At 58.6% G+C, this 23,860-nt stretch carries 16 protein-coding genes; 6 read left to right on the plus strand and 10 right to left on the minus strand.

Annotated features, from left to right (window positions below):
* The first annotated feature begins 22 nt into the window (after positions 1 to 22).
* The 4 genes from CUN63_RS25980 to CUN63_RS25995 all read left to right on the plus strand — a co-directional run bounded on the left by CUN63_RS25980 (position 23) and on the right by CUN63_RS25995 (position 3,680).
* The gene (locus CUN63_RS25980) at positions 23 to 412 is read left to right on the plus strand and encodes a RidA family protein (RefSeq protein WP_129443678.1); all 390 of its coding nucleotides are present in this window, start codon (positions 23 to 25) and stop codon (positions 410 to 412) included.
* A 150-nt stretch (positions 413 to 562) separates the two neighbouring features.
* Entirely contained in the window at positions 563 to 1,327 is a 765-nt protein-coding gene (locus tag CUN63_RS25985) for an IclR family transcriptional regulator (RefSeq protein WP_129443680.1), read from the plus strand.
* Positions 1,328 to 1,366: 39 nt separating this feature from the next.
* Positions 1,367 to 2,584 carry an amino acid deaminase gene (locus CUN63_RS25990; protein ID WP_129443682.1) on the plus strand — a complete coding sequence of 406 codons (1,218 nt, stop codon included), beginning with the start codon at positions 1,367 to 1,369 and terminating at the stop codon, positions 2,582 to 2,584.
* Positions 2,585 to 2,744: 160 nt separating this feature from the next.
* The gene (locus CUN63_RS25995; RefSeq protein WP_129443684.1) at positions 2,745 to 3,680 is read left to right on the plus strand and encodes a sugar kinase; all 936 of its coding nucleotides are present in this window, start codon (positions 2,745 to 2,747) and stop codon (positions 3,678 to 3,680) included.
* 127 nt (positions 3,681 to 3,807) lie between these two features.
* Here CUN63_RS25995 and CUN63_RS26000 read toward each other — a convergent pair whose 3' ends face one another.
* Together CUN63_RS26000 and CUN63_RS26005 are read right to left on the minus strand one after the other, a co-directional pair.
* Entirely contained in the window at positions 3,808 to 4,083 is a 276-nt protein-coding gene (locus tag CUN63_RS26000) for a peptidylprolyl isomerase (protein ID WP_007898282.1), read from the minus strand.
* Between the two features lie 64 nt (positions 4,084 to 4,147).
* The gene (locus CUN63_RS26005; RefSeq protein WP_129443686.1) at positions 4,148 to 6,685 is read right to left on the minus strand and encodes a PAS domain S-box protein; all 2,538 of its coding nucleotides are present in this window, start codon (positions 6,683 to 6,685) and stop codon (positions 4,148 to 4,150) included.
* A gap of 120 nt (positions 6,686 to 6,805) precedes the next feature.
* Here CUN63_RS26005 and CUN63_RS26010 point away from each other — a divergent pair, with 120 nt between their 5' ends.
* Together CUN63_RS26010 and CUN63_RS26015 are read left to right on the plus strand one after the other, a co-directional pair.
* Positions 6,806 to 7,915 (plus strand): PilT/PilU family type 4a pilus ATPase, encoded by a 1,110-nt coding sequence (locus CUN63_RS26010; RefSeq protein WP_129443690.1) that lies wholly within the window; start codon positions 6,806 to 6,808, stop codon positions 7,913 to 7,915.
* A gap of 291 nt (positions 7,916 to 8,206) precedes the next feature.
* Positions 8,207 to 12,061, plus strand: a complete 3,855-nt coding sequence (locus CUN63_RS26015; protein ID WP_129443692.1) for a hypothetical protein — start codon at positions 8,207 to 8,209, stop codon at positions 12,059 to 12,061.
* Between the two features lie 19 nt (positions 12,062 to 12,080).
* Here CUN63_RS26015 and CUN63_RS26020 read toward each other — a convergent pair whose 3' ends face one another.
* From CUN63_RS26020 to CUN63_RS26055, 8 genes are all read right to left on the minus strand, one after another.
* Positions 12,081 to 14,036, minus strand: a complete 1,956-nt coding sequence (locus CUN63_RS26020; RefSeq protein WP_129443694.1) for an acetoacetate--CoA ligase — start codon at positions 14,034 to 14,036, stop codon at positions 12,081 to 12,083.
* A gap of 148 nt (positions 14,037 to 14,184) precedes the next feature.
* Positions 14,185 to 14,958: a 3-hydroxybutyrate dehydrogenase gene (gene hbdH, locus CUN63_RS26025; protein WP_129443696.1), complete on the minus strand. Its 774-nt coding sequence runs from the start codon at positions 14,956 to 14,958 to the stop codon at positions 14,185 to 14,187.
* Positions 14,959 to 14,965: 7 nt separating this feature from the next.
* Positions 14,966 to 16,357: a GntP family permease gene (locus CUN63_RS26030; protein WP_129443698.1), complete on the minus strand. Its 1,392-nt coding sequence runs from the start codon at positions 16,355 to 16,357 to the stop codon at positions 14,966 to 14,968.
* A 301-nt stretch (positions 16,358 to 16,658) separates the two neighbouring features.
* Positions 16,659 to 18,074 carry a sigma-54-dependent Fis family transcriptional regulator gene (locus CUN63_RS26035; protein ID WP_129443700.1) on the minus strand — a complete coding sequence of 472 codons (1,416 nt, stop codon included), beginning with the start codon at positions 18,072 to 18,074 and terminating at the stop codon, positions 16,659 to 16,661.
* A 164-nt stretch (positions 18,075 to 18,238) separates the two neighbouring features.
* Positions 18,239 to 19,813 (minus strand): ABC transporter ATP-binding protein, encoded by a 1,575-nt coding sequence (locus CUN63_RS26040; protein ID WP_129443702.1) that lies wholly within the window; start codon positions 19,811 to 19,813, stop codon positions 18,239 to 18,241.
* 14 nt (positions 19,814 to 19,827) lie between these two features.
* Entirely contained in the window at positions 19,828 to 20,850 is a 1,023-nt protein-coding gene (locus CUN63_RS26045; protein ID WP_046048461.1) for an ABC transporter permease, read from the minus strand.
* Positions 20,850 to 21,911, minus strand: a complete 1,062-nt coding sequence (locus CUN63_RS26050) for a microcin C ABC transporter permease YejB (protein WP_129443704.1) — start codon at positions 21,909 to 21,911, stop codon at positions 20,850 to 20,852. Before CUN63_RS26050 ends, CUN63_RS26045 begins: the two co-directional genes overlap by 1 nt.
* Positions 21,911 to 23,779: an extracellular solute-binding protein gene (locus CUN63_RS26055; protein WP_129443706.1), complete on the minus strand. Its 1,869-nt coding sequence runs from the start codon at positions 23,777 to 23,779 to the stop codon at positions 21,911 to 21,913. Before CUN63_RS26055 ends, CUN63_RS26050 begins: the two co-directional genes overlap by 1 nt.
* Positions 23,780 to 23,860: the final 81 nt, after the last annotated feature.

Below are 23,860 nucleotides of genomic sequence, written 5' to 3' on the forward strand. Positions count from 1 at the left end.
TTTTCAATCAGGAGAATTATTCATGAGCATTACTCGTTACGGCACCGGTAGCACCGCCGGTGGCGGCCAGCCCCGTCCTTTCGCCCGCGCCGTTGAGGCCGATGGCTGGCTGCACGTGTCCGGGCAAGTACCGGCGCTGGATGGCGAAATCATTGTGGGTGGCATCGTCGAACAGACTCATCAGACCATGAAAAACCTGATCGCGATTCTCGAAGAAGCCGGTTATGGCCTGGAAGATGTGGTGCGCACCAGTGTGTGGCTGGAAGACCCGCGGGATTTCTGGAGTTTCAACAAGGTGTTTTCCGAATACTTCAAAAGCGAACACGCACCGGCCCGGGCCTGTGTGCAGGCGAACATGATGGTCGATTGCAAGGTTGAGATCGACTGCATCGCATACAAGAAAAAGGCCTGAACCGAGAGCGCGGCTGATTGGCCCTTGTAGGAGCTGCCGAAGGCTGCGATCTTTTGGCGTTTTTGGATGAGCCGCAAGAGCAGGATCAAGATCAAAAGATCGCAGCCTGCGGCAGCTCCTACGGGGGCGACTTTGAATGGGAACACAGACATGACCGAAGACACCATCAAGCGCCGGGCTCGCGGTCTGGACCGGGCGTTCGATATCCTCGATTTCCTCAAGGAAATCGGCAAGCCCCTGCGCCCGAACGAAATCGCCAGCGGCATCGGCAGCCCGAAATCCACGGTCTACGAATTGGTTGCCTCCCTGCTGGAGCGACGGATTCTGGAGGCCGTGGGCAAGGACGGTCACGTCTACCTCGGCCGTCAGCTGTACTTCCTCGGGCAAGCGCATTTACGCCATTTCGACCTGACCCGTGAGGCCGATCATGCCTTGCAGGAGATCGTCAGCCAGACCCGCGAAACCGCGCAGATGTGCCTGCTCAACGGACGAAAATACACCGTGGCCTTGATGAAAGAGGGCGAGCGGCATTTTCGCATTTCCTCTGATATCGGCGAGAACGCGCCGATTCCCTGGACCGCTTCCGGACGTCTACTGCTGGCGCATTTGAGCGACCAGGAAATCGTCGACCTGATTGACCACGACGATTTCATCCTGCCCAACGGTGAATGTCTGCCGCTTGAACAGTTTCTCGGTGAAATCCGTCAGGCCGCTATCGATGGCTTCTTCTCTTTCGATAGTGTCGCGGACACCTTTACCCATTGCTTCGCCGCCCCGGTGAAAGACCTGAACGGCGTGGCCATTGCGACCCTGTGCATCGTCGCCCCGAGGGCCGATGCCAAGAACAATTACAACGACTACCGCCGGGTGCTGATTGACAGCGCCAACAGCCTGGCCCGTCGCATCAACGAATAACAGCGGCTGCCTGCGGCCGCGAATGTGAGGAGTTCGACCATGTTTTCTGCCAAAAATACTGCCACCGTGGAAAAGGGCTTTGCCCACACAGGCGCCAATCTTGTGCGCGACGTCAGCCTGCCTGCGCTGGTGCTGCACCGCGAAGCGCTGGAACACAACATTCGCTGGATGCAGACCTTTGTCAGCAACAGCGGTGCCGAACTCGCCCCCCACGGCAAAACCAGCATGACCCCGGCGCTGTTTCGCCGCCAACTGGACGCCGGTGCCTGGGGCATCACCCTGGCCAGCGCCACGCAAACCCGCGCGGCTTACGCCCATGGCGTGCATCGGGTGCTGATGGCCAACCAATTGGTCGGTACGCCGAACATGGCGTTGATCGCCGATCTGCTGACGGACCCTGCTTTCGACTTCCATTGCATGGTCGATCACCCGGACAACGTCGCTGACCTCGGCGCGTATTTCGCCTCCCGCGGTGTGCGCTTGAACGTGATGATCGAGTACGGCGTGGTCGGCGGTCGTTGCGGTTGCCGCACGGAAAACGAAGTGGTCGCGCTGGCCAAAGCCATTGCTGCACAACCGGCCCTGGCGCTGACCGGGATCGAAGGTTACGAAGGGGTGATTCACGGCGATCATGCGGTGAGCAGCATCCGTGCGTTCGCTGATTCTTTGGTGCGCCTGGCCGTGCAGTTGCAGGACAGCGGCGCGTTCGCCATTCCCAAGCCGATCATCACTGCCTCGGGTTCGGCCTGGTATGACCTGATCGCTGAATCCTTCGAAGCGCAGAACGCCGGCGGGCGTTTCCTCAGCGTGCTGCGTCCTGGCAGCTACGTAGCTCACGACCATGGCATCTATAAAGAAGCGCAATGCTGCGTGCTCGACCGCCGCAGTGATTTGCACGAAGGCTTGCGACCGGCGCTTGAAGTCTGGGCTCATGTGCAATCGTTGCCGGAACCGGGCTTTGCGGTGATCGCCCTGGGTAAACGCGACGTGGCCTACGACGCCGGGTTGCCGGTGCCGCTGTTGCGTTACAAGGCGGGCGTGGTACCGGCGACGGGCGATGATGTCAGCGCCTGCAAGGTGACGGCAGTGATGGACCAGCATGCGTTCATGACCGTGGCGCCGGGGGTTGAGCTGCGGGTGGGGGACATTATTTCCTTTGGTACTTCGCACCCGTGCCTGACGTTCGACAAGTGGCGTATCGGGTGTCTGGTGGATGAGCAGCTGAATGTCATCGAAACCATGGAAACCTGTTTCTAAGGCTTGATTCGCGTCCGGCCGTTTTGCGACCGCTTCGCGCTCGAACGCAGGCTTCGCCAGCTGCTACATAAAGCGGGTTCGCCACGCACTTGTAGCAGTTGCCGCAGGCTACGTCCGGCTGCGCAACAGTCGTGAGCGGGTCAACATGAGAATTCAATTAATGAACACTATCAGCACCCTCGGCCCCAACACCCCGCGCATCGCCCTGATCGGCGAGTGCATGATCGAGTTGCAGCAACGCGCCGACGGCATCCTGCAACAGAGTTTCGGTGGCGATACCTTGAACACGGCGGTCTACCTGTCCCGGGAGTTGGGCGAGGGCGGCACGGTGGATTACGTCACCGCCCTGGGCGACGACAGTTTCAGCGATGCGATGTGCCAGAGCTGGGCCGACGAAAACATCGGGCTGGGCATGGTCCAGCGTTTGCCCGGCCGATTGCCTGGCTTGTATTGCATCCAGACTGATGCTGCCGGCGAACGGCGTTTTCTCTACTGGCGCAATGAAGCGGCAGTCCGCGATTGTTTCACCACCCCGGCCGCCGCGCCGATCCTCGCGGCACTGCCGGATTACGATGTGCTGTATTTCAGCGGCATCACCCTGGCGGTGCTCGGCGTGCAAGGTCGGGAGAAGTTGCTGGAAACCCTGATCGAAGCCCGGCAGCGGGATGCGCGGATCGTGTTCGACAACAATTACCGGCCACGGTTGTGGGCGTCGATCGAGGACGCACGGGCGGCCTATCGCAGTGTTCTGCCCTATGTCGACCTGGCATTGCTGACTGCCGATGACGAGCAGGCGCTGTTTCATTTTTCCGATTGCGAGGCGGTATTTGCCGCTTACGAGCAGATTGGCACGCCTGAGGTGGTACTCAAGCGTGGCGCCGAGGCGTGTCTGATTCGTTGTGATGGAGAGTCGTTTGAAGTGCCGGCGCAGGTGGTCGAGCGAGTGGTGGACACCACGGCAGCGGGGGATTCATTTAGCGCAGCGTATTTGGCCAGTCGCCTTAAAGGAGGCAGCCCGATTGAGGCTGCTGAAGCGGGGCATCGCTTGGCGAGTCGGGTGATTCAGGTGCCCGGTGCGCTGATCCCCAAAGATTGAAACGCAATCCCCTGTAGGAGCTGCCGAAGGCTGCGATCTTTTGATCTTGCTCCTTTCGGGACCGCTGAAAATCAAGATCAAAAGATCGCAGCCTTCGGCAGCTCCTACATAGGGCCTTTAAAGCCCCTCAATCCCGGTAAAACACCTGCACCAGGTGATAGCCAAACTTGCTCTTGATCGGCCCGTGCACAACCCGCAACGGCTTTTTGAAAATCACGGCATCGATAACACCGACCATCTGCCCGGGCCGTACTTCACCCAGATCGCCGCCGCGCTTGCCGGACGGGCAGGTGGAATACTTCTTGGCCAGCACATCGAAGGCTTCGCCCTTGGCGATGCGTTGTTTGAGCTGTTCGGCTTCTTCCGAGGTTTTCACCAGAATATGGCGGGCTTGAGCTTTCATGGGCAGTACCTTGCAACGGTGGTGGCTATATTGGTGCCAGCGGGGGGCGCGATTATGCCTCAACTCATTCCGGTTGACCGATCATCGCGCGAATCTTGTTGGCCAACAGGTCAATGGAAAAGGGCTTGGCCACCATGTCCATGCCTTCCTCCAGGAAGCCCTGGCGCTCGGCGGCTTTTTCCGCGTAACCGGTCATGAACAGCACTTTGAGTTTGGGGCGGTGCTGGCGGGCAATCTCCGCCAGTTGCCGACCGTTCATTCCTGGTAGCCCGACATCGGTGACCAGCAAATCGACCCGCAGGTCGGATTCCAGCAGGGGCAGGGCGGTCTTCGCGTCTTCTGCTTCATGGGCGTGGTAACCCAGCTCGTTGAGCAGGTCGAGCACCAGCATGCGCACCGCTGGATCGTCCTCCACCAACACCACGGTTTCACCGGCAATTGCGGCCGGCGCCTCGCTGGTGACCGGCATCAGGACGTTTTCGGGCTCTGCGGCGTGCAGCCGCGGCAGGTACAGGCGAACGCTGGTGCCCTGGTCCGGCAAGCTGAACAGGCTGACATGACCGCCCGACTGCTGGGCAAAACCATAAATCATCGACAGCCCAAGACCGGTGCCCTGGCCGATGGGTTTGGTGGTGAAGAACGGCTCGAAAGCCTTGGCCAGCACCGACGGTGTCATGCCGGTACCGTTGTCGCTGACGGCAATCATCAGATAATCCCCGGCCTTGACCGGTTCCAGGGTGTTGATGTCACTGCTGTCGAGATAAACGTTGGCGGTTTCAATGCGCAACTCGCCGCCATCGGGCATGGCGTCCCGGGCGTTGATCACCAGATTGAGCAGGGCGTTTTCCAGCTGGCTGACGTCGGTGCTGACCGGCCAGACGTCATCGGCCAGTTGCAGTTTGAGCTCGATGTGGTCACCCTTGGTCCGACTGAGCAGGTCTTCCAGAGAATGGATCAGATCATTGGCGTTCAGCGGCTTGCGATCCAGTGACTGACGCCGGGAAAACGCCAGCAGGCGATGGGTCAGGGCGGCGGCGCGGTTGGCCGAGGACACTGCCGCCTCGGTGAAACGGCCCACCTCGGCGGCACGCCCGTCGGCGATGTAGCGCTGCATCAAGTCGAGGCCGCCGATGATCCCGGTGAGCATATTGTTGAAGTCATGGGCGATGCCGCCGGTGAGCTGGCCGAGCGCTTCCATTTTCTGCGCATGCCGCAACGCCTCTTCGGCGCGCTCGCGTTCGAACATTTCGTTCTGAAGTCGCTGGTTGGCTTCAGCCAGTTGTTGGGTGCGGGCGGCGACTCGTTCCTCAAGGGTTTCGTTGAGATTGCGCAGGGCTTCTTCAGTCTTTTTGCGCTCGGTTTCGTCAATCACAAAGATGTAGAAACCATTGACCGCGCCATCCGCACCGTGGCGCGGCAAGTAGTTCATCAGGGCATGGCGGATGCTGCCGTCACGGTGCGGGGTGCTGATGCTGAAACAACAAGGCTTGCCGGACAGCGCCTGGGCGATGTATTCGGCGCGCAAGGCATAGGCTTCTTCACCCAGTACTTCACGGATGGTTTTGCCAAAGAGCTCCTGAGGCGTCAGCCCGTACCAGTCGAGGTAAGCCGCATTGTTCAGGCGAAAGCGTTCCTCGCGGTCCACGTAGCTGATCAGGATCGGCATGGCGTTGATGATCAGTTGCAGCTCGGTCTGACTTTGCCGCAAGGCTTGTTCTGTGTGTTTACGTTCGGTCAGGTCCAGGGCTGCGCCTAGGAAGCGGATCGGCCGGCCATGGTGGTCCTTGTAGCAACGACCCCGGGCAAACACCCAGCGCAACTGACCGTCGGCCTGCAGCAGGCGATATTCCTCGGCGTACTCGGTGCTGTGGGTGATGGAGTGCTTGATGCTGCGGGCGACCATGGCGCGGTCTTCCGGATGCACACCCTGGAGGTAGGCGCTGATAGGCAACTGGCTGGCGAGCAGCGGGTCGATACCGTGTAACTGGGCGAAGTGGGTGTCGGCAATGAAGCGGTCTTCGTTTATGTCCCAGTCCCAGGTGCCGACGGCGTCGGTGGCCGCGAGGGCCAGTTGCAGACGCTCCTCGGTTTCGTGCTGGGCCTTGAGGCTGGCGGCCGAACGCTGCTCGAGTTCGAGGGCGATGCGTCGGCGTTCGTTGGTTTCGATGGCCGTGACCAGAATCCCGGCGACCTGGGCGCTTTCATCGCGGATGGGGCTGTAGGTCAGGTCCAGCCAGAAGTCGGAATCATGGCCATTACGCTGCAAGGTGAAGCGCTGTTCGCTGTAGGTCCGCACCTGCCCTTGTAGGACGGCGCTGTAAATGGGGTCGGTAAAGTCTTTTAACTCAGGCCAGATCAGGTGTGTCGGCTGTCCGAATGCGTGTGGATGCTTGCTGCCGGCCAGCAGGGCGAAGCCGTCGTTGTAGATCTGCGTGAGCTGGGGGCCCCACAGCAACAGCATGGGCATCGGCGAATGAATCACGATATCCACGGCGGTTCGCAGGCTTTGCGGCCAGGTACTGGCAGCGCCCAGCGGGCTGCGTCTCCAGTCCAGTCGGGCAATCAAGGCCTGGGCATCGCTGCCGGTCGGTGATGCGTTCATCAAGATGTCCTGCACTTAAGTCGGTGTAGCGGTGTCAACTATCCTTGTACCGCAGTAGACGCTGGATGATCCAATTTGGGTCATTTTTATTCACTGAATGCTTCGCGGGTGCTTTTTGCCATGGAAATCGATGCACTGTTAAGGCTCCTGGCCAGCCAGAATGGCTCCGATCTTTATCTGTCTACCGGGGCGCCACCTAGCGCACGGTTCGAGGGTGTGCTCAAGCCCTTGGCCGATCAGCCGTTCAAGCCGGGAGAAGTCGGGGCCATTGCCGCGTCCATCATGGACGCCGAACAGCGTCTGGAGTTCGATCGGGACCTGGAGATGAACCTGGCGATCTCTTTGACCGGTGTCGGGCGCTTTCGAGTGAATATCTTCAAACAACGCAACGATGTGTCGATCGTGGCGCGCAATATCAAACTCGACATTCCGCGTTTCGAAGACCTCAAACTGCCGCCGGTGCTGCTCGAAACGGTGATGCTCAAACAAGGACTGATGCTGTTCGTCGGCGCCACCGACTCGGGCAAGTCAACCTCGCTGGCGGCATTGATCGACTACCGCAATCGCCACAGCAGCGGCCATATCATCACGATCGAAGACCCGGTCGAGTACATCCATCGGCACAAGAAGTCGATCATCAACCAGCGTGAGGTCGGCGTCGATACCCGCAGTTTTCACGCCGCATTGAAAAATACCCTACGCCAGGCACCGGACGTCGTGCTGATCGGCGAAATTCGTGACCGCGAGACGATGGAGCATGCGCTGGCATTTGCCGATACCGGTCATCTGGTCATTTCCACCCTGCATGCCCACAACGCCCATCAGGCGCTGGACCGCATCATCAATTTCTTTCCCGAAGAACGCCGGCCGCAACTCCTGCATGACCTGGGCAATAACCTGAAAGCGTTCGTGTCCCAGCGCCTGGTGCGTACCCGTGACGGTCAACGACGGGCGGCGGTGGAAGTGATGATTGGCACGCCAACCGTCGGCGACCTGATTCGGCGCAATGAGTTTTCAGAACTGAAGGGGATCATGGAGAAGTCTTCAGAGGCGGGGATGCAGACCTTCGATGGGGCGCTGTTCGAGCTGTTTTTCGAGGGTGCGATCGATGAGGCAGAAGCGTTGAAACATGCGGATTCATTGAACAACCTGCGCCTGCGGCTGAAAATGCACGCCGAGGCCACGCCCGGCCCCCATACACCACCGGGTGAATGGGGGCTGATGGACTGACCCCACAGGAGTTGGTTGTCGCAGGTGTTGTCGGTGAGAAGAATTAAAGCATGCTGATTGTTGACTAATAGCCTGAAGTTGTATCTGAAACTTCAGGGAGGTGCCACTTCTGTAAGTTACTTGATTTTCGGAGCGCGGGACTTGATGGACTGATTATTGGCTGGCTAGTTGTACTATGGTTGGTCTGTCGGAAATGTTACTTAATAGATTGGCGGTGGATTGCTCGGCCTGAGCAAGTAAGATCTGCCTGGACTGAATAAGTCATTCAGTTAATTTATTAAGGGTTGGGCTATGCATTTTGAATTAAAGGATAAGTTCTATAAGCCTCTGGGTGATTTCGGCAGAGAGGAGCAGTTGCGTCAAGACGCGGATGCAGCTGAGCGGAAATTGATTTTGGTCAATCTGAAAGCTTGTCTGGCAGATTACAGTGACGACGAAACAATAGACTGGTTTAACTACGAGATGGAGTTGCAGAAGGGCTCCTCTTTGTATGAGGTCTATGTGCCGGGAAGCGTTCTGATGAACGAATTGCTCAGTACGGTTGCAATAAGAAGCGCACTAACCCAGGAAAATATGAGTGACGCCGAACTTATTCGTGTTACCCATTCTGGCAAGCTGGAAGTGTTTGATGGTCATGATTGGAGAGATTTCGTCGCGCTGGGATATGTTGCCCACTCTAAGGCTACCCGAGATTCAATGGGGATCTTGGCGGACATTGCCAAAGAGGCCGGAGGTTGCCTGTGGGCGGACAACATTGTGAATATCGATCAGTGGCTTGAATTCTATGGCTTCGATGTGCCAAAGACCGTTGCGCAGGTCAGAAACCTGATCGGCTACTTCGAGTTTGACTGTCCTGAAATCGATCATTTTGGCAATTATTGGGGGCAGATCATCACCGATGATCAATCGTTGATCGTATTGTCCGCCGAGCAACTTAGGGATATTCGTCAGACCACTGAAAAACTTATAGCTCCGGACAAAAAGCTGCTGGACAAACTGTACCGCGAAACGGGTGGCACTATTGCAACGCACGATAACGCCGCCGAACGTATCGTTCAGTTGGTCACGCATCCGGCGGCCCAAGCCTGCGCCACGAAACTCCTGAAGGAACTGAACTGGTTCGGTGGAACATCCGGGCAAGACGTCTCTGCACAGGATCTTGGGCAACTATTGATAACGGTTATTTTGCTGGAACTGGATCCGCACATTGGTAACGCTCAAGCCAGAAAGAGTATCGGCGCGTTCGATTTGTATGCACCGACCAATGTCGAACGATCTTCGTCGGTCGTGCGCAAGGAGCTGGAAACCTTTCTACACACCAAAGGCTGGGTGAATCCTGTCGTGGCGCCATTGGCATCGCACCTGCTGCTGGCGGAAATCGCGCCAGAATTTCTGGTCAAGGGTGTCCCGTCGTCGCTGATGATGGGTTCGGTTGGCTGGGTGTCCTTCTGCGTTGGAGTTGCCCTGGTGGAAGCGGTCACCAAGGGAGCTTCGCGGGTTTTGACGTATACGCAGATTATGGCGTATGCCGAACTGGAGCCAGTCAGTGATCCGCTGGCACGTCTGCGGGATTTGGCAATGCTCGATCCAATCGTTGACTGGGCCCTGATTAATGACGTGGTGACGACAACGGAACTTAAGCAAGCGGAAAAGGAAACGACTGAGCGGGCAATGACAGTGTTCGAGGAGTACGTGGACGGCACGCACCTTGCCCGCGCCTATACCAGCTCCATTCCAAGCAGAAAAGACATCGCACGGGCAGCTGTGACGAAAGCCGCGCCAACTTGTGATTTCCTGGAAGATAAAATTATCTATCAGCAACCCGGCCTATATGCCTCACCTACCGCTATGTCCATGGTCGACCTGCATATGTCCGGTGACCTGGTGGGTGGCCTCTGGGATCTGCGTGCGGTTTTCCCCAACCCCTACTCTAACGCACCCAATTTGCATGGAAATATTACCAATCATAAAAATAAAAGTTTCTATGATCCATCCGTACTCAGCATTCACGATCGTTATCCGAGGCTGCGGCGGCTGGCGCCCAATAATGATGAGTATCACCGCCAACTGCGGGGTTACCTCGGCAATTTGAATAATGCTGTGATCAGAAATGTGAAGATGGCCCTTTCACACATGCCTCCCTTCGATCTGGAAACCTTTCTGAAAGGCAAGATCACCTTCTTTACCCTTCGCAGCCCGGCGATAGAGACATCCTCCAACCGTTTTGGGGGCCCGTTGATACTTGAAACAGACTATGAAACCCAACAAGGAAAAGATGCTGTCACGGGGCGTTTTGGTATTGTCATGTGCGCTTCTCATGGAAACACTGTTACGTGCTATGAACTGTTTACCTTGCGTGGTGAACTACGTAGAAACAACACGCTTGGTGCGCTGATCGCCAACACGGGAAAATTGCAGGGCGCCGCCAGAGTGGATTTTAAGGGTGGTCTGAAAGCGCAACAGGTACCGACGGATCCAGAACGATTACCGATTATCCTTAGTGAATACACTCATGGTCTTCTAGAGTCCAGTTCGGCCAGCAGTAGCGTGGCGATAATTGACAAGTTGGGTGAACTTGCCGCGCCTACTACGCCGTCGGAGCGGAAGCAGAGTGTTTATCAAAATTTTGATAATTCGCAGCTTGTTCGAATTGCCAGGTTCATCGTCAACAATCGTCCGATGATGACGTTTGACGAGCTTGAAGCAGCCGCCACTGTGCCAACAGTGCTTGAAAGCCAGCGCAAAAAAGGCGAAGAAACTGCGGCGTATATTGTCGATCTGGTAGTTCCCTTTAAAAAGTGCATCGAGGATCTATCTTCCGGGGAGCACAATAAGATGGTCGATGGGATGTATGGCTGCGTTATGGATGTCATCGCAGTGGGTGGGGCGTTTGTGGGGGCTGGCGCCAAAGCACTGAGCATCTCGGCGAAGGCTATCTCCACGGCTTCCAAAGCCGTCCGCCTGACCAAGCTCGCTTTCGTCACATCTGTTTCCCTCTTCAACCCCGTGGATGGCGTGCCTACGGCATTTTTCGGAGCCGGGAAACTCGTCCATAAGGGGGCGCTACGCTTTAACAGGCAGGCTCAAGAGATGCTCGGACTGGCGCAATCCCAGTTGCGCAAACTCAATGGCCGTCATAAAACCTACGACCTGGCTCGCGCAGCCAATAGCGCCGATACCACCGGACAGGGTACCTGGCGACCCCGTGGTGCAACCGGTGACGCGCTAACGGTGGTGGCCCGGCGTAACGGCCACCAATGGTATGCCCTTGATCGACTGGGCAAACCCTGGGGACCAAAACTGAACAACTTCACCTTTCAGGCACCTATCCAGTTGCCGCGATTCAGTAAGACATTGCCCGTCAGCTATACCCGACGGTTCATTGAGCAAAGCTTGCCGCTGGCGCGTACAAAAATCGAAAACGCGATCAACGTCTTGACCAGTCTTGACTTAACGAAGGAACGTAACGCAATCATCAAGGTATTGCTGGGAAGCAACTCGAGCGATGCATTCGAACGGTTGGTGAACTATCTGAGATTGGTCAGGGCAGACTTTGCAGGTCTTTCCCTCAGTAATATTTTTCTCGATCCGCTCAAGAACACTAACAATATTGCTGCTTTCAACATGGACGCTTACAAGCAATGGAAAGATGCAAAAGACCAATCCGACACGAAATTCATCGAAATCTATACGCCCAATATCAACAAGCACTTCATCGGTCTGGGCTTCAACCATGACGTCGTGGCAGACGACTTGATTCATGAGGTGTTCCACGGTGCTGCACAGACTGATGATGTCAGCTATGCCCGCGATGCGGGACGCAACGGCGAAAGAGGGCAATTGCTGGATGTGGCTCCACTGCTGAACTTGGCGTCGGGACGTTTGCCGGTTACGGATGAGGGCCGTGCCTGTCACGCCAGTTCCAAAGCCTTTGAAAATGCTGACTCACTGGCTGTGACCACCTCGCTGCTGAGCCAGCTGTATACGGACAAGGGTAGTTACGAACTCAATATGTCCACCCTGCGCGGCGCGCTTGAAGCAAACACCGGTAGCGCAATTGACGAGCCGGTTCTGATCACTCTGAACAACTCTATTGCGCCGAATCCTGCCAGTGGAAGGCGCCCACCTGGTTCGCATATGGATTAACGCACACCCGCATGATCGTTTAAGTTCCGAGTTCCGGCCGATCCCGAAACTGCTCAAGCGCTTCGGGATTGGCCAAGGCATCGGTGTTTTTTACCTTCTCACCATGCACCACGTTGCGCACCGCCAGTTCCACGATTTTGCCGCTGATGGTCCGCGGTATATCGGTCACCGTGACAATCTTCGCCGGCACATGCCGCGGTGTGGTGTTGGCGCGGATGACCTGGCGGATCTGCTGCTGCAGTGCTTCGTCCAGATCGACGTCCTCGCGCAATCGCACGAACAGCACCACCCGCACGTCCTCCTGCCACTGCTGACCGATGGCCACGCTGTCGAGAACCTGTGGGACTTTCTCCACCTGACGGTAGATTTCCGCGGTACCGATGCGCACGCCGCCGGGGTTGAGCACGGCGTCGGAGCGTCCGTGGATCATCATCCCGCCGTCGCGCAATTGTTCCGCGTAATCGCCTTGGGCCCAGACGCCGGGGAACTGACTGAAATACGAGGTGCGAAGCTTTTCCTGTTGAGGGTCATTCCAGAACCCGATGGGGATTGCCGGAAAGTGACGTGTGCACACCAGCTCACCTTTTTCGCCGATCACCGGCTGGCCGTCGTCGTTCCAGACTTCCACTGCCATGCCCAGGCTTTTGCCTTGTATCTCGCCACGGCGTACCGGTTGCAGCGGATTGCTGTTCACAAAGCACGAAACGATGTCGGTGCCGCCGGACATCGAGGCCAGGCACAGGTCAGGCTTGAGATCGCGGTAGACGTAGTCGTAACTCTGCGGCGACAACGCGGAACCGGTGCAAAGCAGGGTTTTGAGGGTGCTCAGGTCATGGCTTTCGCGAGGTTTGATGCCGCTGCTTTCCAGGGTTGCGAGGTACTTGGGGCTGGTGCCGAAGACACTGATGCGTTCGTCGTCGATCAGGTCGATCAGACGCTCGGGGGCGGGATGAAACGGCGAGCCGTCGTACAGCACCACCGCGCTGTCCACGGCCAGCGCCGAAACCAGCCAGTTCCACATCATCCAGCCGCAGGTGGTGTAGTAGAACAACCGGTCGCCGGGGCCGAGATCGCAATGCAGGCCATGTTCCTTGACGTGTTGCAACAACACGCCGCCAGTGCTGTGAATGATGCATTTCGGCACGCCCGTGGTGCCGCTGGAATAGAGGATGTACAGCGGATGAGCGAAGGGCACGGCAACGAAATCCGGCTCGCCGCCAGCGTCGTAGAAATCATCCCAGAGCGTCACGTTGGCCTGGGTGTGGAAGTGTTCGATGTGCGCTTGCGGTCGGGCGTAAGGCACAACAATCAACTGCTGCAAGGACGGCAAGCGTTCGAGGATTTCATTGACCTTGGTGGTCTGGTCGATCTCTTTGCCGGCATAGCGGTAACCGGCGCAGGTGATCAGCACTTTCGGTTCGATCTGGCCGAAGCGATCGATTACGCCCTGGGTGCCGAAGTCCGGTGAGGAGCAGGACCAGATCGCTCCCAAACTGGTGGTGCCGAGCATCGCCACGAGGGTTTGCCAGGTATTGGGCATGCACGCTGCGACGCGGTCACCGAGGCCGACACCGGCGGCTTTCAAGCTGTTCTGAAACCCGGCGACATGCTCGGCCAGTTCTGCCCAGGTCAGGTGTTCACGCTGGCCGTTTTCGCCGATGGCAATGACCGCCACGGCATCGTCGCGACGGCGCAGCAGGTGCTCGGCAAAGTTCAGGGTGGCGCCGGGAAACCATTGGGCGCTGGGCATTTGCTCGCCCTCAACCAGTACAGCGTCCGGTTGATCATGGAAACGGATGTCGAAGAAATCGACGATGGCCTGCCAGAACGCTTCACGCTGATCGATGGACCATTGATGCAGGGCAGGGTAGTCGTCGACGTGGAGGTTGTGTCGCTGATTGATGAAGCGCCGAAAGGCCTCCATGCGGGTCTTGCCGATGCGCTTGGCGCTGGGTTGCCAGAGGATGTCGGACATGGCTTGCCTCTTCTTCTATCTTCAGATCCATTCGCGGGCAAGCCACGCTCCCACAGGGTTTGTGTCGAACCCTAATCCTGCGCCAACCACAAAAACCTGTGGGAGCGTGGCTTGCCCGCGATGAACGATAACGCGGTCTAACGTCAGATCACTGCGCCAACCACCCACCATCAATATTCCACGCCGCGCCACGCACCTGGCTACCGGCCTCACTGCACAAAAACAGCACCAGTTCGCCCAATTGTGGCGGCGTCACAAACTCCAGAGAAGGCTGTTTCTCGGCCAGCAAGTCATGTTGCGCCTGTTGCGGGTCGATCCCTTTGGCGATGCGGTCATCAATCTGCTTCTGCACCAGTGGCGTCAGCACCCAACCCGGGCAGATGGCGTTGCAGGTGACGTTGGTGGTGGCGGTTTCCAGCCCGACCACCTTGGTCAAACCGATGACGCCATGCTTGGCCGCCACGTAAGCCGCCTTGCCCACCGAGCCGACCTGACCGTGCACCGAGGCGATGTTGATGATCCGGCCCCAGCCCTTGTCGCGCATACCGGGCAGGCTTAGGCGAGTGCTGTGAAACACCGACGACAGGTTGATCGCAATGATCGAATCCCAACGTTCCACCGGGAACTCTTCCACCGGCGCCACATGCTGAATACCGGCGTTGTTGACCAGGATGTCCACGCCGCCGAACTCACGCTCGGCGTAGGCGATCATGTCGGCGATCTGCTCAGGGTTGCTCACGTCAGCCGGGTGATGGCCGACCTTGCCGCCGAATTGCTCGACCTCGGCAATCACTTTGGACGCATCACCGAAACCGTTGAGGATCAGGTTGGCGCCAGCCTTGGCCAGGCTGAGGGCGATGCCCAGGCCGATACCGCTGGTGGAACCGGTGACCAGTGCAGTCTTGCCCGAAAGAGTCGTCATGAATACCTCACACAATGCCAGTGGCGTAGAAAGTACCGATCACCACAAAAACCGCCAGGGTCTTGATCAGCGTAATACAGAAAATGTCTTTGTAGGCTTCGCGGTGGGTCAGGCCGGTGACCGCCAGCAAGGTAATCACCGCGCCGTTGTGCGGCAGGGTGTCCATGCCGCCACTGGCCATCGCGGCCACCCGGTGCAGCACTTCCAGCGGGATGTTGGCGGCGTGGGCCGCTGCGATGAAGTCATTGGCCATGGCCGCCAGCGCAATGCTCATACCGCCCGACGCCGAACCGGTAATGCCGGCCAGCAGGGTCACTGTGATCGCTTCGTTGACCAGCGGATTGGGAATGCTCTTGAGCCAGTCGGCCAATACCAGGAAGCCCGGCAAGGAGGCGATCACCGCACCAAAGCCGTACTCCGATGCGGTGTTCATCGCCGCCAGCAACGAACCGCTGACCGCGCTTCGACTGCCTTCAGCCAACTTGCCGCGAATCGCCTGGAAGCCGAACACCAACACCATGATGATGCCGACCAGCAGGGCGGCCTGCACCGCCCAGATCGCGGTGAGCTTGGCGATGTCGGTGGTCACCGGCGCGGCCATGCCCGGCAGCGCGAGGCTGTGGGTCTTGCCATACCACTGCGGAATCCACTGGGTGAACAGCAGGTTCATGATGCCGACGGCCAGCAGCGGTGACACGGCGATCCACGGGTTGGGCAGTTTGATGTCGGCAGCGGTTTCCGGCTCGTTGCGCAGTTCGGTGCCATAACCCTCACCGGCGCGCTGAGCCTTATTGCGCTGACGCTGGAGAAACAGCATGCCGGCGCAGACCACGAAGATCGCGCCGATCAGGCCCAACCAGGGCGCGGCCCAGGCGGTGGTGTTGAAGAAGGTGCTGGGGATGATGTTCTGGATTTGCGGGGTGCCGGGCAGGGCGTCCATGGTGAACGAGAAGGCACCGAGGGCGATGGTCGCCGGGATGAGTCGCTTGGGAATATTGCTCTGGCGGAACATTTCAGCGGCAAACGGGTAGACCGCGAACACCACCACGAACAGCGACACGCCGCCATAAGTCAGCAGGGCGCAGACCAGTACGATCACTAGCATCGCCTGACTCGTGCCGAGCAGGCGAATCGCCGCTGCGACGATGGAGCGCGAAAAGCCCGACAGCTCGATCAGCTTGCCGAACACTGCACCGAGCAGGAATACCGGGAAATACAGTTTGATGAAGCCGACCATTTTCTCCATGAACACCCCGGTGAAGGCGGGGGCGACGGCGGAAGGGTCGGTGAGCAGCACGGCGCCGAGGGCGGCAATCGGGGCAAAGAGGATAACGCTGTAGCCACGGTAAGCCGCGAGCATTAGCAGCGTGAGGGCTGCCAAGGCAATGATCACACTCATGGTGTGTCTCCTGGATTGTTATTTTTGTAGGGTGGAACTGTTGTGGGAGAGGGCTATAGCGAGTTTCGTGCCATACACGCAAGCTATTGAAACATAAGAATATATGTAGATTGTTTGAGTTGGGTTTTAGTTGGGTGTCTCTAGTTTGAGACTTTTATCGGTATTGCCGGCCTCATCGCGAGCAAGCTCGCTCCCACAGGTTGACCGAGTTGCGCGCAAGAATGCGGTCAAATGTGGCAGCGAGCTTGCTCCGGGCGGCGTTCCGACGATGCTCTGTCTACAAGTGGAGATGTATGTCTCTTTATGGAGACTCCGCAATCCCCAACGCCACCATTTTCTTGTACAGCGTCGACCGCCCAAGCCCCAACCGCGCCGCCGCTTCAACAACCTTCCCGCCGCATTGCGCGAGGGTGCTTTCAATCAACTGCCGATCAAACCGCTCCCGAGCCTCACTGAAATTCTCATGCGCAACCGGCTCAATCGTTACAGGCGCCACGCGCTCTACCGGAGTGAACGTCCCAATCGCCGCGCGGATATCCGCGGCATTCAGCATCAAGTCATCACTGAGCAGTGCGGCGCGTTCGAGTACGTTGCGCAGTTCACGAATATTCCCTGGCCAGGCATGTTGACCCAGCAGGTCCAAGGCTTCGCGGTTCAATTCGTGCTGACTGCGCAGCTCCTCCAGAATCGCTTCACTGAGGGCTGGCAGGTCATCAAGTCGATCACGCAGCGGCGGGACCTGGATCGGCAGCACGTTAAGGCGGTAATAAAGATCGGCGCGAAATTCGCCGCGTTTTATCGCGGCTTCCAGATCCGTGGAGGTTGCGGCAATCACCCGCACATCGCTCTGGATCACTTCGTTGGAGCCCACCGGCTCAAATTCTTTTTCCTGCAGTACCCTCAGCAATTTGCTTTGCAGTGGCAGCGGCATGTCGCCGATTTCATCGAGAAACAGGGTGCCGCCCTGAGCAATTTGCAACTTGCCAGCGCGGCCCTTGCGATCTGCACCGGTAAACGCGCCGGGCGCGGTGCCGAAGAATTCCGCTTCCAGCAACGATTCGGGAATCGCCGCGCTGTTGATACTGACAAAGGCTTTGTGCGCGCGCGGCGAAGCGCCGTGGATCGCCTGGGCCAGCAGCTCTTTGCCGGTGCCGGTTTCACCGAGCAGCAACACCGGAGACTCGGCGCTCGCGCTGCGCCGGGCGCGGCGTTTGACTTCGAGGCTGGCGGCGCTGGTGCCGATGAAGTGCGCAAAGTTGTACTTGGTTTGCCGCGCTCGCAGCAGCGAGCGGGTGGAGGCCAATTCTTCCTGCATGCTCATGTAGCGCTTGAGCATCGGCGAGAGGCTGCGCAATTCGTCGAACAGCGCAAACCCGATGGCGCCGATCACCACGCCGGCGTCGTCATGAATCGGCAGGCGCATCACCACCAGTGGTTCTTTGGGGGTGTCCTGCATGTCGAGCAATATCGGCCGCCCCGTGCGTACCACCTCGCGCAACAGACTGCCGGGGATCACACTTTCGCAGGCCTTGCCGATCGCTACTTCCGCCGATTCCAGGCCGAAGCGTCGGGCATAGCGCTCGTTCATCCAGACGATGTTCGCATCGCGGTCGACAATCACCGTACCTTCGCTGGACTGCTCGATGATCTCGAACAACGAACGGATCGCCAGCAGGCGAACGCGCTGATAGTCCTTGAGGCTTTCGGTGGTGTTCATGGGCGTCATGTCCAAAATGTGTAGTGTCTGTGGGGGCCTCATCGCGAGCAAGCTCGCACACATTTGATCTATGTCGTTCACAAATCTCCTGTGGGAGCGAGCTTGCTCCGGGCGGCGTTCCGACGATGGCCGTTACGCGGTCCAAATGCATAGCGCGATTATGACTATCGCGGATGCGCCGCCGCCAACAGCTCTTTGGTATACGGATGCTGCGGCGAATCGAACACGACATGACTGGCACCGCTTTCCACCACTTTGCCGTCCTTGATCACGATCATGTCGTGAGCCAGTGCGCGCACCACCGCCAGGTCGTGGCTGATGAACAGGTAGGTCAGGCCATGTTTTTCCTGAAGTTGGCGGAGCAGGGCGACCACTTGTTTTTGCACCGTGCGATCCAGCGCCGAGGTCGGTTCGTCCAGCAGGATCAGCGCCGGTTTCAGTACCAGCGCCCGGGCGATGGCGATGCGTTGGCGTTGGCCGCCGGAAAACTCATGCGGGTAGCGATGACGACTTTGCGGGTCGAGGCCGACTTCCTCCAGCGCCCGAATTACCTCGGCTTTGCATTCGTCAGCCGTCAACTGGCTATGCACCTCAAGGCCTTCGCTGATGATCTGCGCCACGGACATTCGCGGGCTGAGGCTGCCGAACGGGTCCTGGAATACCACCTGCATTTTCTTGCGCCACGGCCGCAGCTGTTTTTGCGTCAGGCCGTCCAGCGCTTCACCTTGAAAGCGAATGCTGCCTTCGGAATCGAGCAAGCGAAGGATCGCCTGACCCAGCGTCGACTTGCCGGAACCGGATTCGCCCACAATGCCCAGCGTCTTGCCGCGTTGAATGTTAAGGCTGATGCCGTCCACGGCATTCAGGTAGGTCTTGCGCTGAAACAGCCCGCCACCGAGAGCAAACTGAACGCGCAGATTGTCCACTTCCAGCACGTTCTCGCGCTCGTCCCGGGGCAGTGCTTCACCTTCGGGTTCGGCGTTCAGCAGCACGCAGCTGTAAGGATGTTTCGGTTCGGTAAACAGCGTCTCGCAAGGTGCCTGCTCAACGATCTCGCCGGCCTTCATCACGCAAACTCGTTGGGCAATGCTGCGCACCAGATTGAGGTCGTGGCTGATCAGCAGCAGCGACATGCCGAGACGCTGTTGCAGGGATTTGAGCAGCAGCAGGATCTTGCGCTGCACTGTCACGTCCAGCGCTGTGGTCGGCTCGTCGGCGATCAGCAGCTCTGGTTCGCAGGCCAGGGCCATGGCGATCATCACCCGTTGCCGCTGGCCACCGGACAATTGATGGGGGTAGGCCTTGAGCCGCTCTTTGGGTTTCTGAATGCCGACCAAATGCAGTAACTCGAGAATCCGCGCTTGCGCCGCTTTACCGGCCAGCCCCTTGTGTAGCAGCAGGGTTTCGCCGATCTGCTTTTCGATGCTGTGCAATGGGTTGAGCGAGGTCATGGGCTCCTGGAAGATCATCGCGATGCGGTTACCCCGCAGTTCTCGCAACACCTTGGCCGGAGCGCCGACCAGTTCGCGGCCTCGATAGCGAATACTGCCCATGGTTTCGGTGCCGGTCTCGGGCAGCAGTTGCAGGATCGAGTGAGCGGTCACCGACTTGCCGCAGCCCGACTCGCCGACCAGCGCCAGGCATTCGCCAGGGCGGATGTCCAGGCACAGATTGCGCACCACGGTCTGGCCGCTGAAGGCCACGCTGAGGTCACGGATTTCGATCAGGTTGTTACTCATATCAACAGTCCGCGTCACGATCGTGGGTCAAAGGCATCTCGCAATGCCTCCCCGATAAACACCAGTAAAGAAAGAATCAGCGCCAGGGTAAAAAATGCCGTTAATCCCAGCCACGGCGCTTGCAGGTTCTGCTTGCCTTGACCGATCAACTCGCCCAGCGATGCACTGCCGGCAGGCATGCCGAAGCCGAGGAAGTCCAGCGCTGTGAGGGTGGAGATCGCTCCGGTCAGAATGAACGGCAGATAACTCAGCGTCGCGTTCATTGCGTTGGGCAGGATGTGCCGGACGATAACCTTGCGGTCGGTCAGGCCCAGCGCCCGGGCGGCTTTGACGTATTCCAGGTTGCGTCCGCGCAGGAACTCGGCGCGAACCACGTCCACCAGGGCCAGCCAGGAAAACAGCGCCATGATCCCCAGCAGCCACCAGAAATTAGGCTCGACGAACCCCGACAGGATGATCAGCAGGTACAGCACCGGCAGCCCCGACCAAACCTCCAGCAACCGTTGACCGATCAAGTCGACCCAGCCGCCGTAATAGCCTTGCAGGGCGCCGGCAGCGATGCCGATCAGTGCGCTGACAAAGGTCAGCATCAAGGCAAACAGGATCGACACCCGCGCACCGAAAATCACTCGGGCCAACACGTCTCGCGCCTGGTCGTCGGTGCCCAGCCAGTTGACCTTCGTCGGCGGGCTAGGCGCTGGTTGATTGAGGTCATAGTTCGGCGTGTCGTCGCTGAAGGGGATTGGCGGGAACAGCATCCAGCCACCGTCCTGGTGAATCAGCTTCTGCACATAATCGCTGCGGTAGTCCGCCTGGAACGGCAGCTGCCCACCAAACTCCTGCTCGGTATGACGCTTCAGGGCCGGGAAGTAGAGGGATCCCTGGTAGCTAACGATCAGCGGCTTGTCGTTGGCGATCAGCTCGCCACCGAGAGTCAAGAGGAACAGGCCGACAAACAACCACAGCGACCACCAGCCACGACGGTTTTTCTTGAAACGCTCAAAACGACGACGACCTAACGGCGAGAGCTTGAACATCAGGCGTTCCTCGCGGCGAAGTCGATACGCGGGTCGACGAGGGTGTAGCAGAGGTCGCCGACCAGTTTTATCAAGAGACCGAACAGCGTGAAGATGAACAGCGAACCGAATACCACCGGATAGTCCCGTGAAACCGCGGCTTCGTAGCTCATGCGACCCAGGCCGTCGAGGGAGAAGATCACTTCGATCAGCAGGGAGCCGGCGAAAAATACGCTGATGAACGTCTGGGGAATCCCCGAGACCACCAGCAACATTGCATTGCGAAACACGTGACCGTAAAGCACTCGGCGTTCGCTCAGACCCTTGGCGCGGGCGGTGACCACGTACTGGCGCGTGATTTCATTGAGGAAGGAGTTCTTGGTCAGAATGGTCAGCGTGGCGAACCCGCCGATCACCAGCGCCGTCACCGGCAATACCAGGTGCCAGAAGTAGTCGGCGATTTTGCCCACGGTCGACAGCGATTCGAAGTTGTCCGAGACCAGCCCGCGCACCGGGAACCAGTTCAGCGAGGTGCCACCGGCGAAGACCACGATCAGGAACATCGCGAACAGGAACGCCGGCATGGCGTAGCCGATGACGATCGCGGTGCTGCTCCAGATATCGAAGTGGCTGCCGTGGTGCACGGCCTTGCGGATGCCCAAGGGAATCGACACCAGGTAGGTGATCAGCGTCGCCCAGAGCCCAAGGGAAATGGTCACCGGCATTTTTTCCAGGATCAGGTCGGTGACGGTCGCACCACGGAAAAAGCTCTTGCCGAAGTCCAGGCGCGCGTAACTGGTGAGCATCAGCCACAGGCGTTCGTGCGCCGGCTTATCGAAGCCGTATTGCTTTTCGATGTCCTTGATCAGTTGCGGGTCGAGGCCGCGACTGGATCGGGAGGTGCCGGACATGCGTTCACCGGAACCGCCACCGACACTCGCGCCGCCGATGCCTTGCAAGTGCGCGATGGCCTGTTCCACCGGGCCGCCCGGCGCGGCCTGGACGATGATGAAGTTGACCAGAAGAATGATCACCAGCGTCGGAATGATCAGCAGCAGACGCCGCAGTATGTAAGCCCACATCAGTGCGGCCCTCCGGGTTTGCCACGGCTGATTTGCTCAGCGGTCATCTGTTGGTTGGTCAGCGGTGTGGTGCTGATTTCCCACCAGCTCTCGATGGCTTCGTCATTGCTCGCTTGCTCGTTGGGCCTGCCGAAACGGTTCCACCACACGGTGGAGCTGCCCGGCGGGTAATAGTTGGGAATCCAGTAGTAGTTCCATTGCAGCACCCGGTCCAGCGCGTGGGCGTAGTGCAGCATTTCGGGTTGGGTGGTGGCGCGAACCAGCCCGGCGATCAGTGTGTCGACCGCCGGATTTTTCAACACCATGTAGTTATTGGCGCCAGGGTCGTTGGCCGAGACCGAGCCGAAGTAATTGAGCAGTTCGCCCCCGGGCGACGTCGTGACCGGGTAGCCGGTGACGATCATGTCGTAGTCGCGGCTCATCAGGCGATTCACGTATTGGGACGAGTCGATGCGGCGGATGTTCATGTCGATGCCGATTTGTTTCAGGGTGCGCTTATAAGGCAGCAGCAACCGGTCCATGCCGTTCTGGCTGACCAGGAAAGTGAAACTCAGCGGCGTGCCTTCGGCGTTGACCAGTTGATCGCCATCGGGTTTCCAGCCGGCCTGTTCGAGCAAGTCGAGTGCCTGCAACTGTTTGTCGCGTATCACGCCACTGCCGTCGGTTTTCGGTGCCTGGAAAACCTGGGTGAACACCTCGTCGGGGACCTGCCCGCGCAGCGGTTCGAGAATCGCCAGTTCGCCGGCGTCCGGCAGTTGTCGGGCGGCGAGGTCGGTGTTGGAAAAGTAACTCTGCTGGCGGATGTACATGTCGCGCATCATCTGCCGGTTGCTCCACTCGAAATCCCAGAGCATGACCAGCGCCTGACGCACTCGACGGTCCTGGAACAGCGGGTTTTGCAGGTTGAACACAAAGCCCTGAGCCGGTTGGGGGGCTTGGGTTGCCAGGTGCGCCTTTTGCAGGCGCCCGTCGCTCAGGGCCGGGCTGTCGTAGCCAATGGAGAAACCGGTGGCGGAGAATTCGCGGTTGTAGTCGTAAGCACCGCCGCGCAGGACTTGGCGGGCGACGTCGGTATCGCCGAAGTACTCGATGCTGAAAAGATCGAAGTTGTAGAGGCCGCGGCTGACCGGTAAATCCTTGCCCCACCAATCGGCATTGCGCGTGAAGGTGATGCTGCGACCGGAGTCGACTTTGCTCACCCTGTAGGGGCCACTGCCCAAAGGTGGCTCATAACCGCCACCATTGGCGAAGTCGCGAGTCTTCCACCAATGCTCGGGAAACACCGGCAAGGTCGCGATATCAAGGGGCAGGGTACGGTTTTCATTACTTTTAAAGTCGAACCGAACCGTCAGAGGTGATTCCACTTCGACGCCTTTGACATCGGCAAATTGAGTGCGATAACGCAGGCTGCCCTGGGTCATCAACAGGTCGAAGGTGTAACGAACGTCTTCGGCCGTGATCGGTTTGCCGTCTGCAAAACGGGCCTTGGGGTTCAGGTAGAAGCGCAGGAACAAGCCGTCGTCCGAGCGCTCCATCTTCTGTGCCACCAGACCGTACACGGTGTATGGCTCGTCCAGCGAACGCTGGGCGAGAGGCGAGTAAAGCAGGCCGTCGATCTGTGTGACGCCAATGCCTTTGTCGATGTAAGGCAACATATGATCGAAATGACCGATTTCGACGGCCGAGCGGCGCATCGTGCCACCCTTGGGGGCTTGCGGGTTTGTGTAGGCAAAATGACTAAAGCCGGCAGGATACTTCGCCGGTTCACCGTACACGGTCAACGCATGTTGCGGTGCTGCATTCACACCGGCGGCGCCCAACAACAGGGCCACGGCCGTGAACAATAAAGTAGGGAAAGCCAGTCGCATTGTCAGCCTTAGAGCCGGGTGGTCAATAACCGCAATTTGTACGCTAGCGGCGCGTCCCTTGCCACCCGTATCACGTATCCG

It is taken from the genome of Pseudomonas sp. ACM7, from assembly GCF_004136015.1.
Classification (GTDB): domain Bacteria; phylum Pseudomonadota; class Gammaproteobacteria; order Pseudomonadales; family Pseudomonadaceae; genus Aquipseudomonas; species Aquipseudomonas frigoris.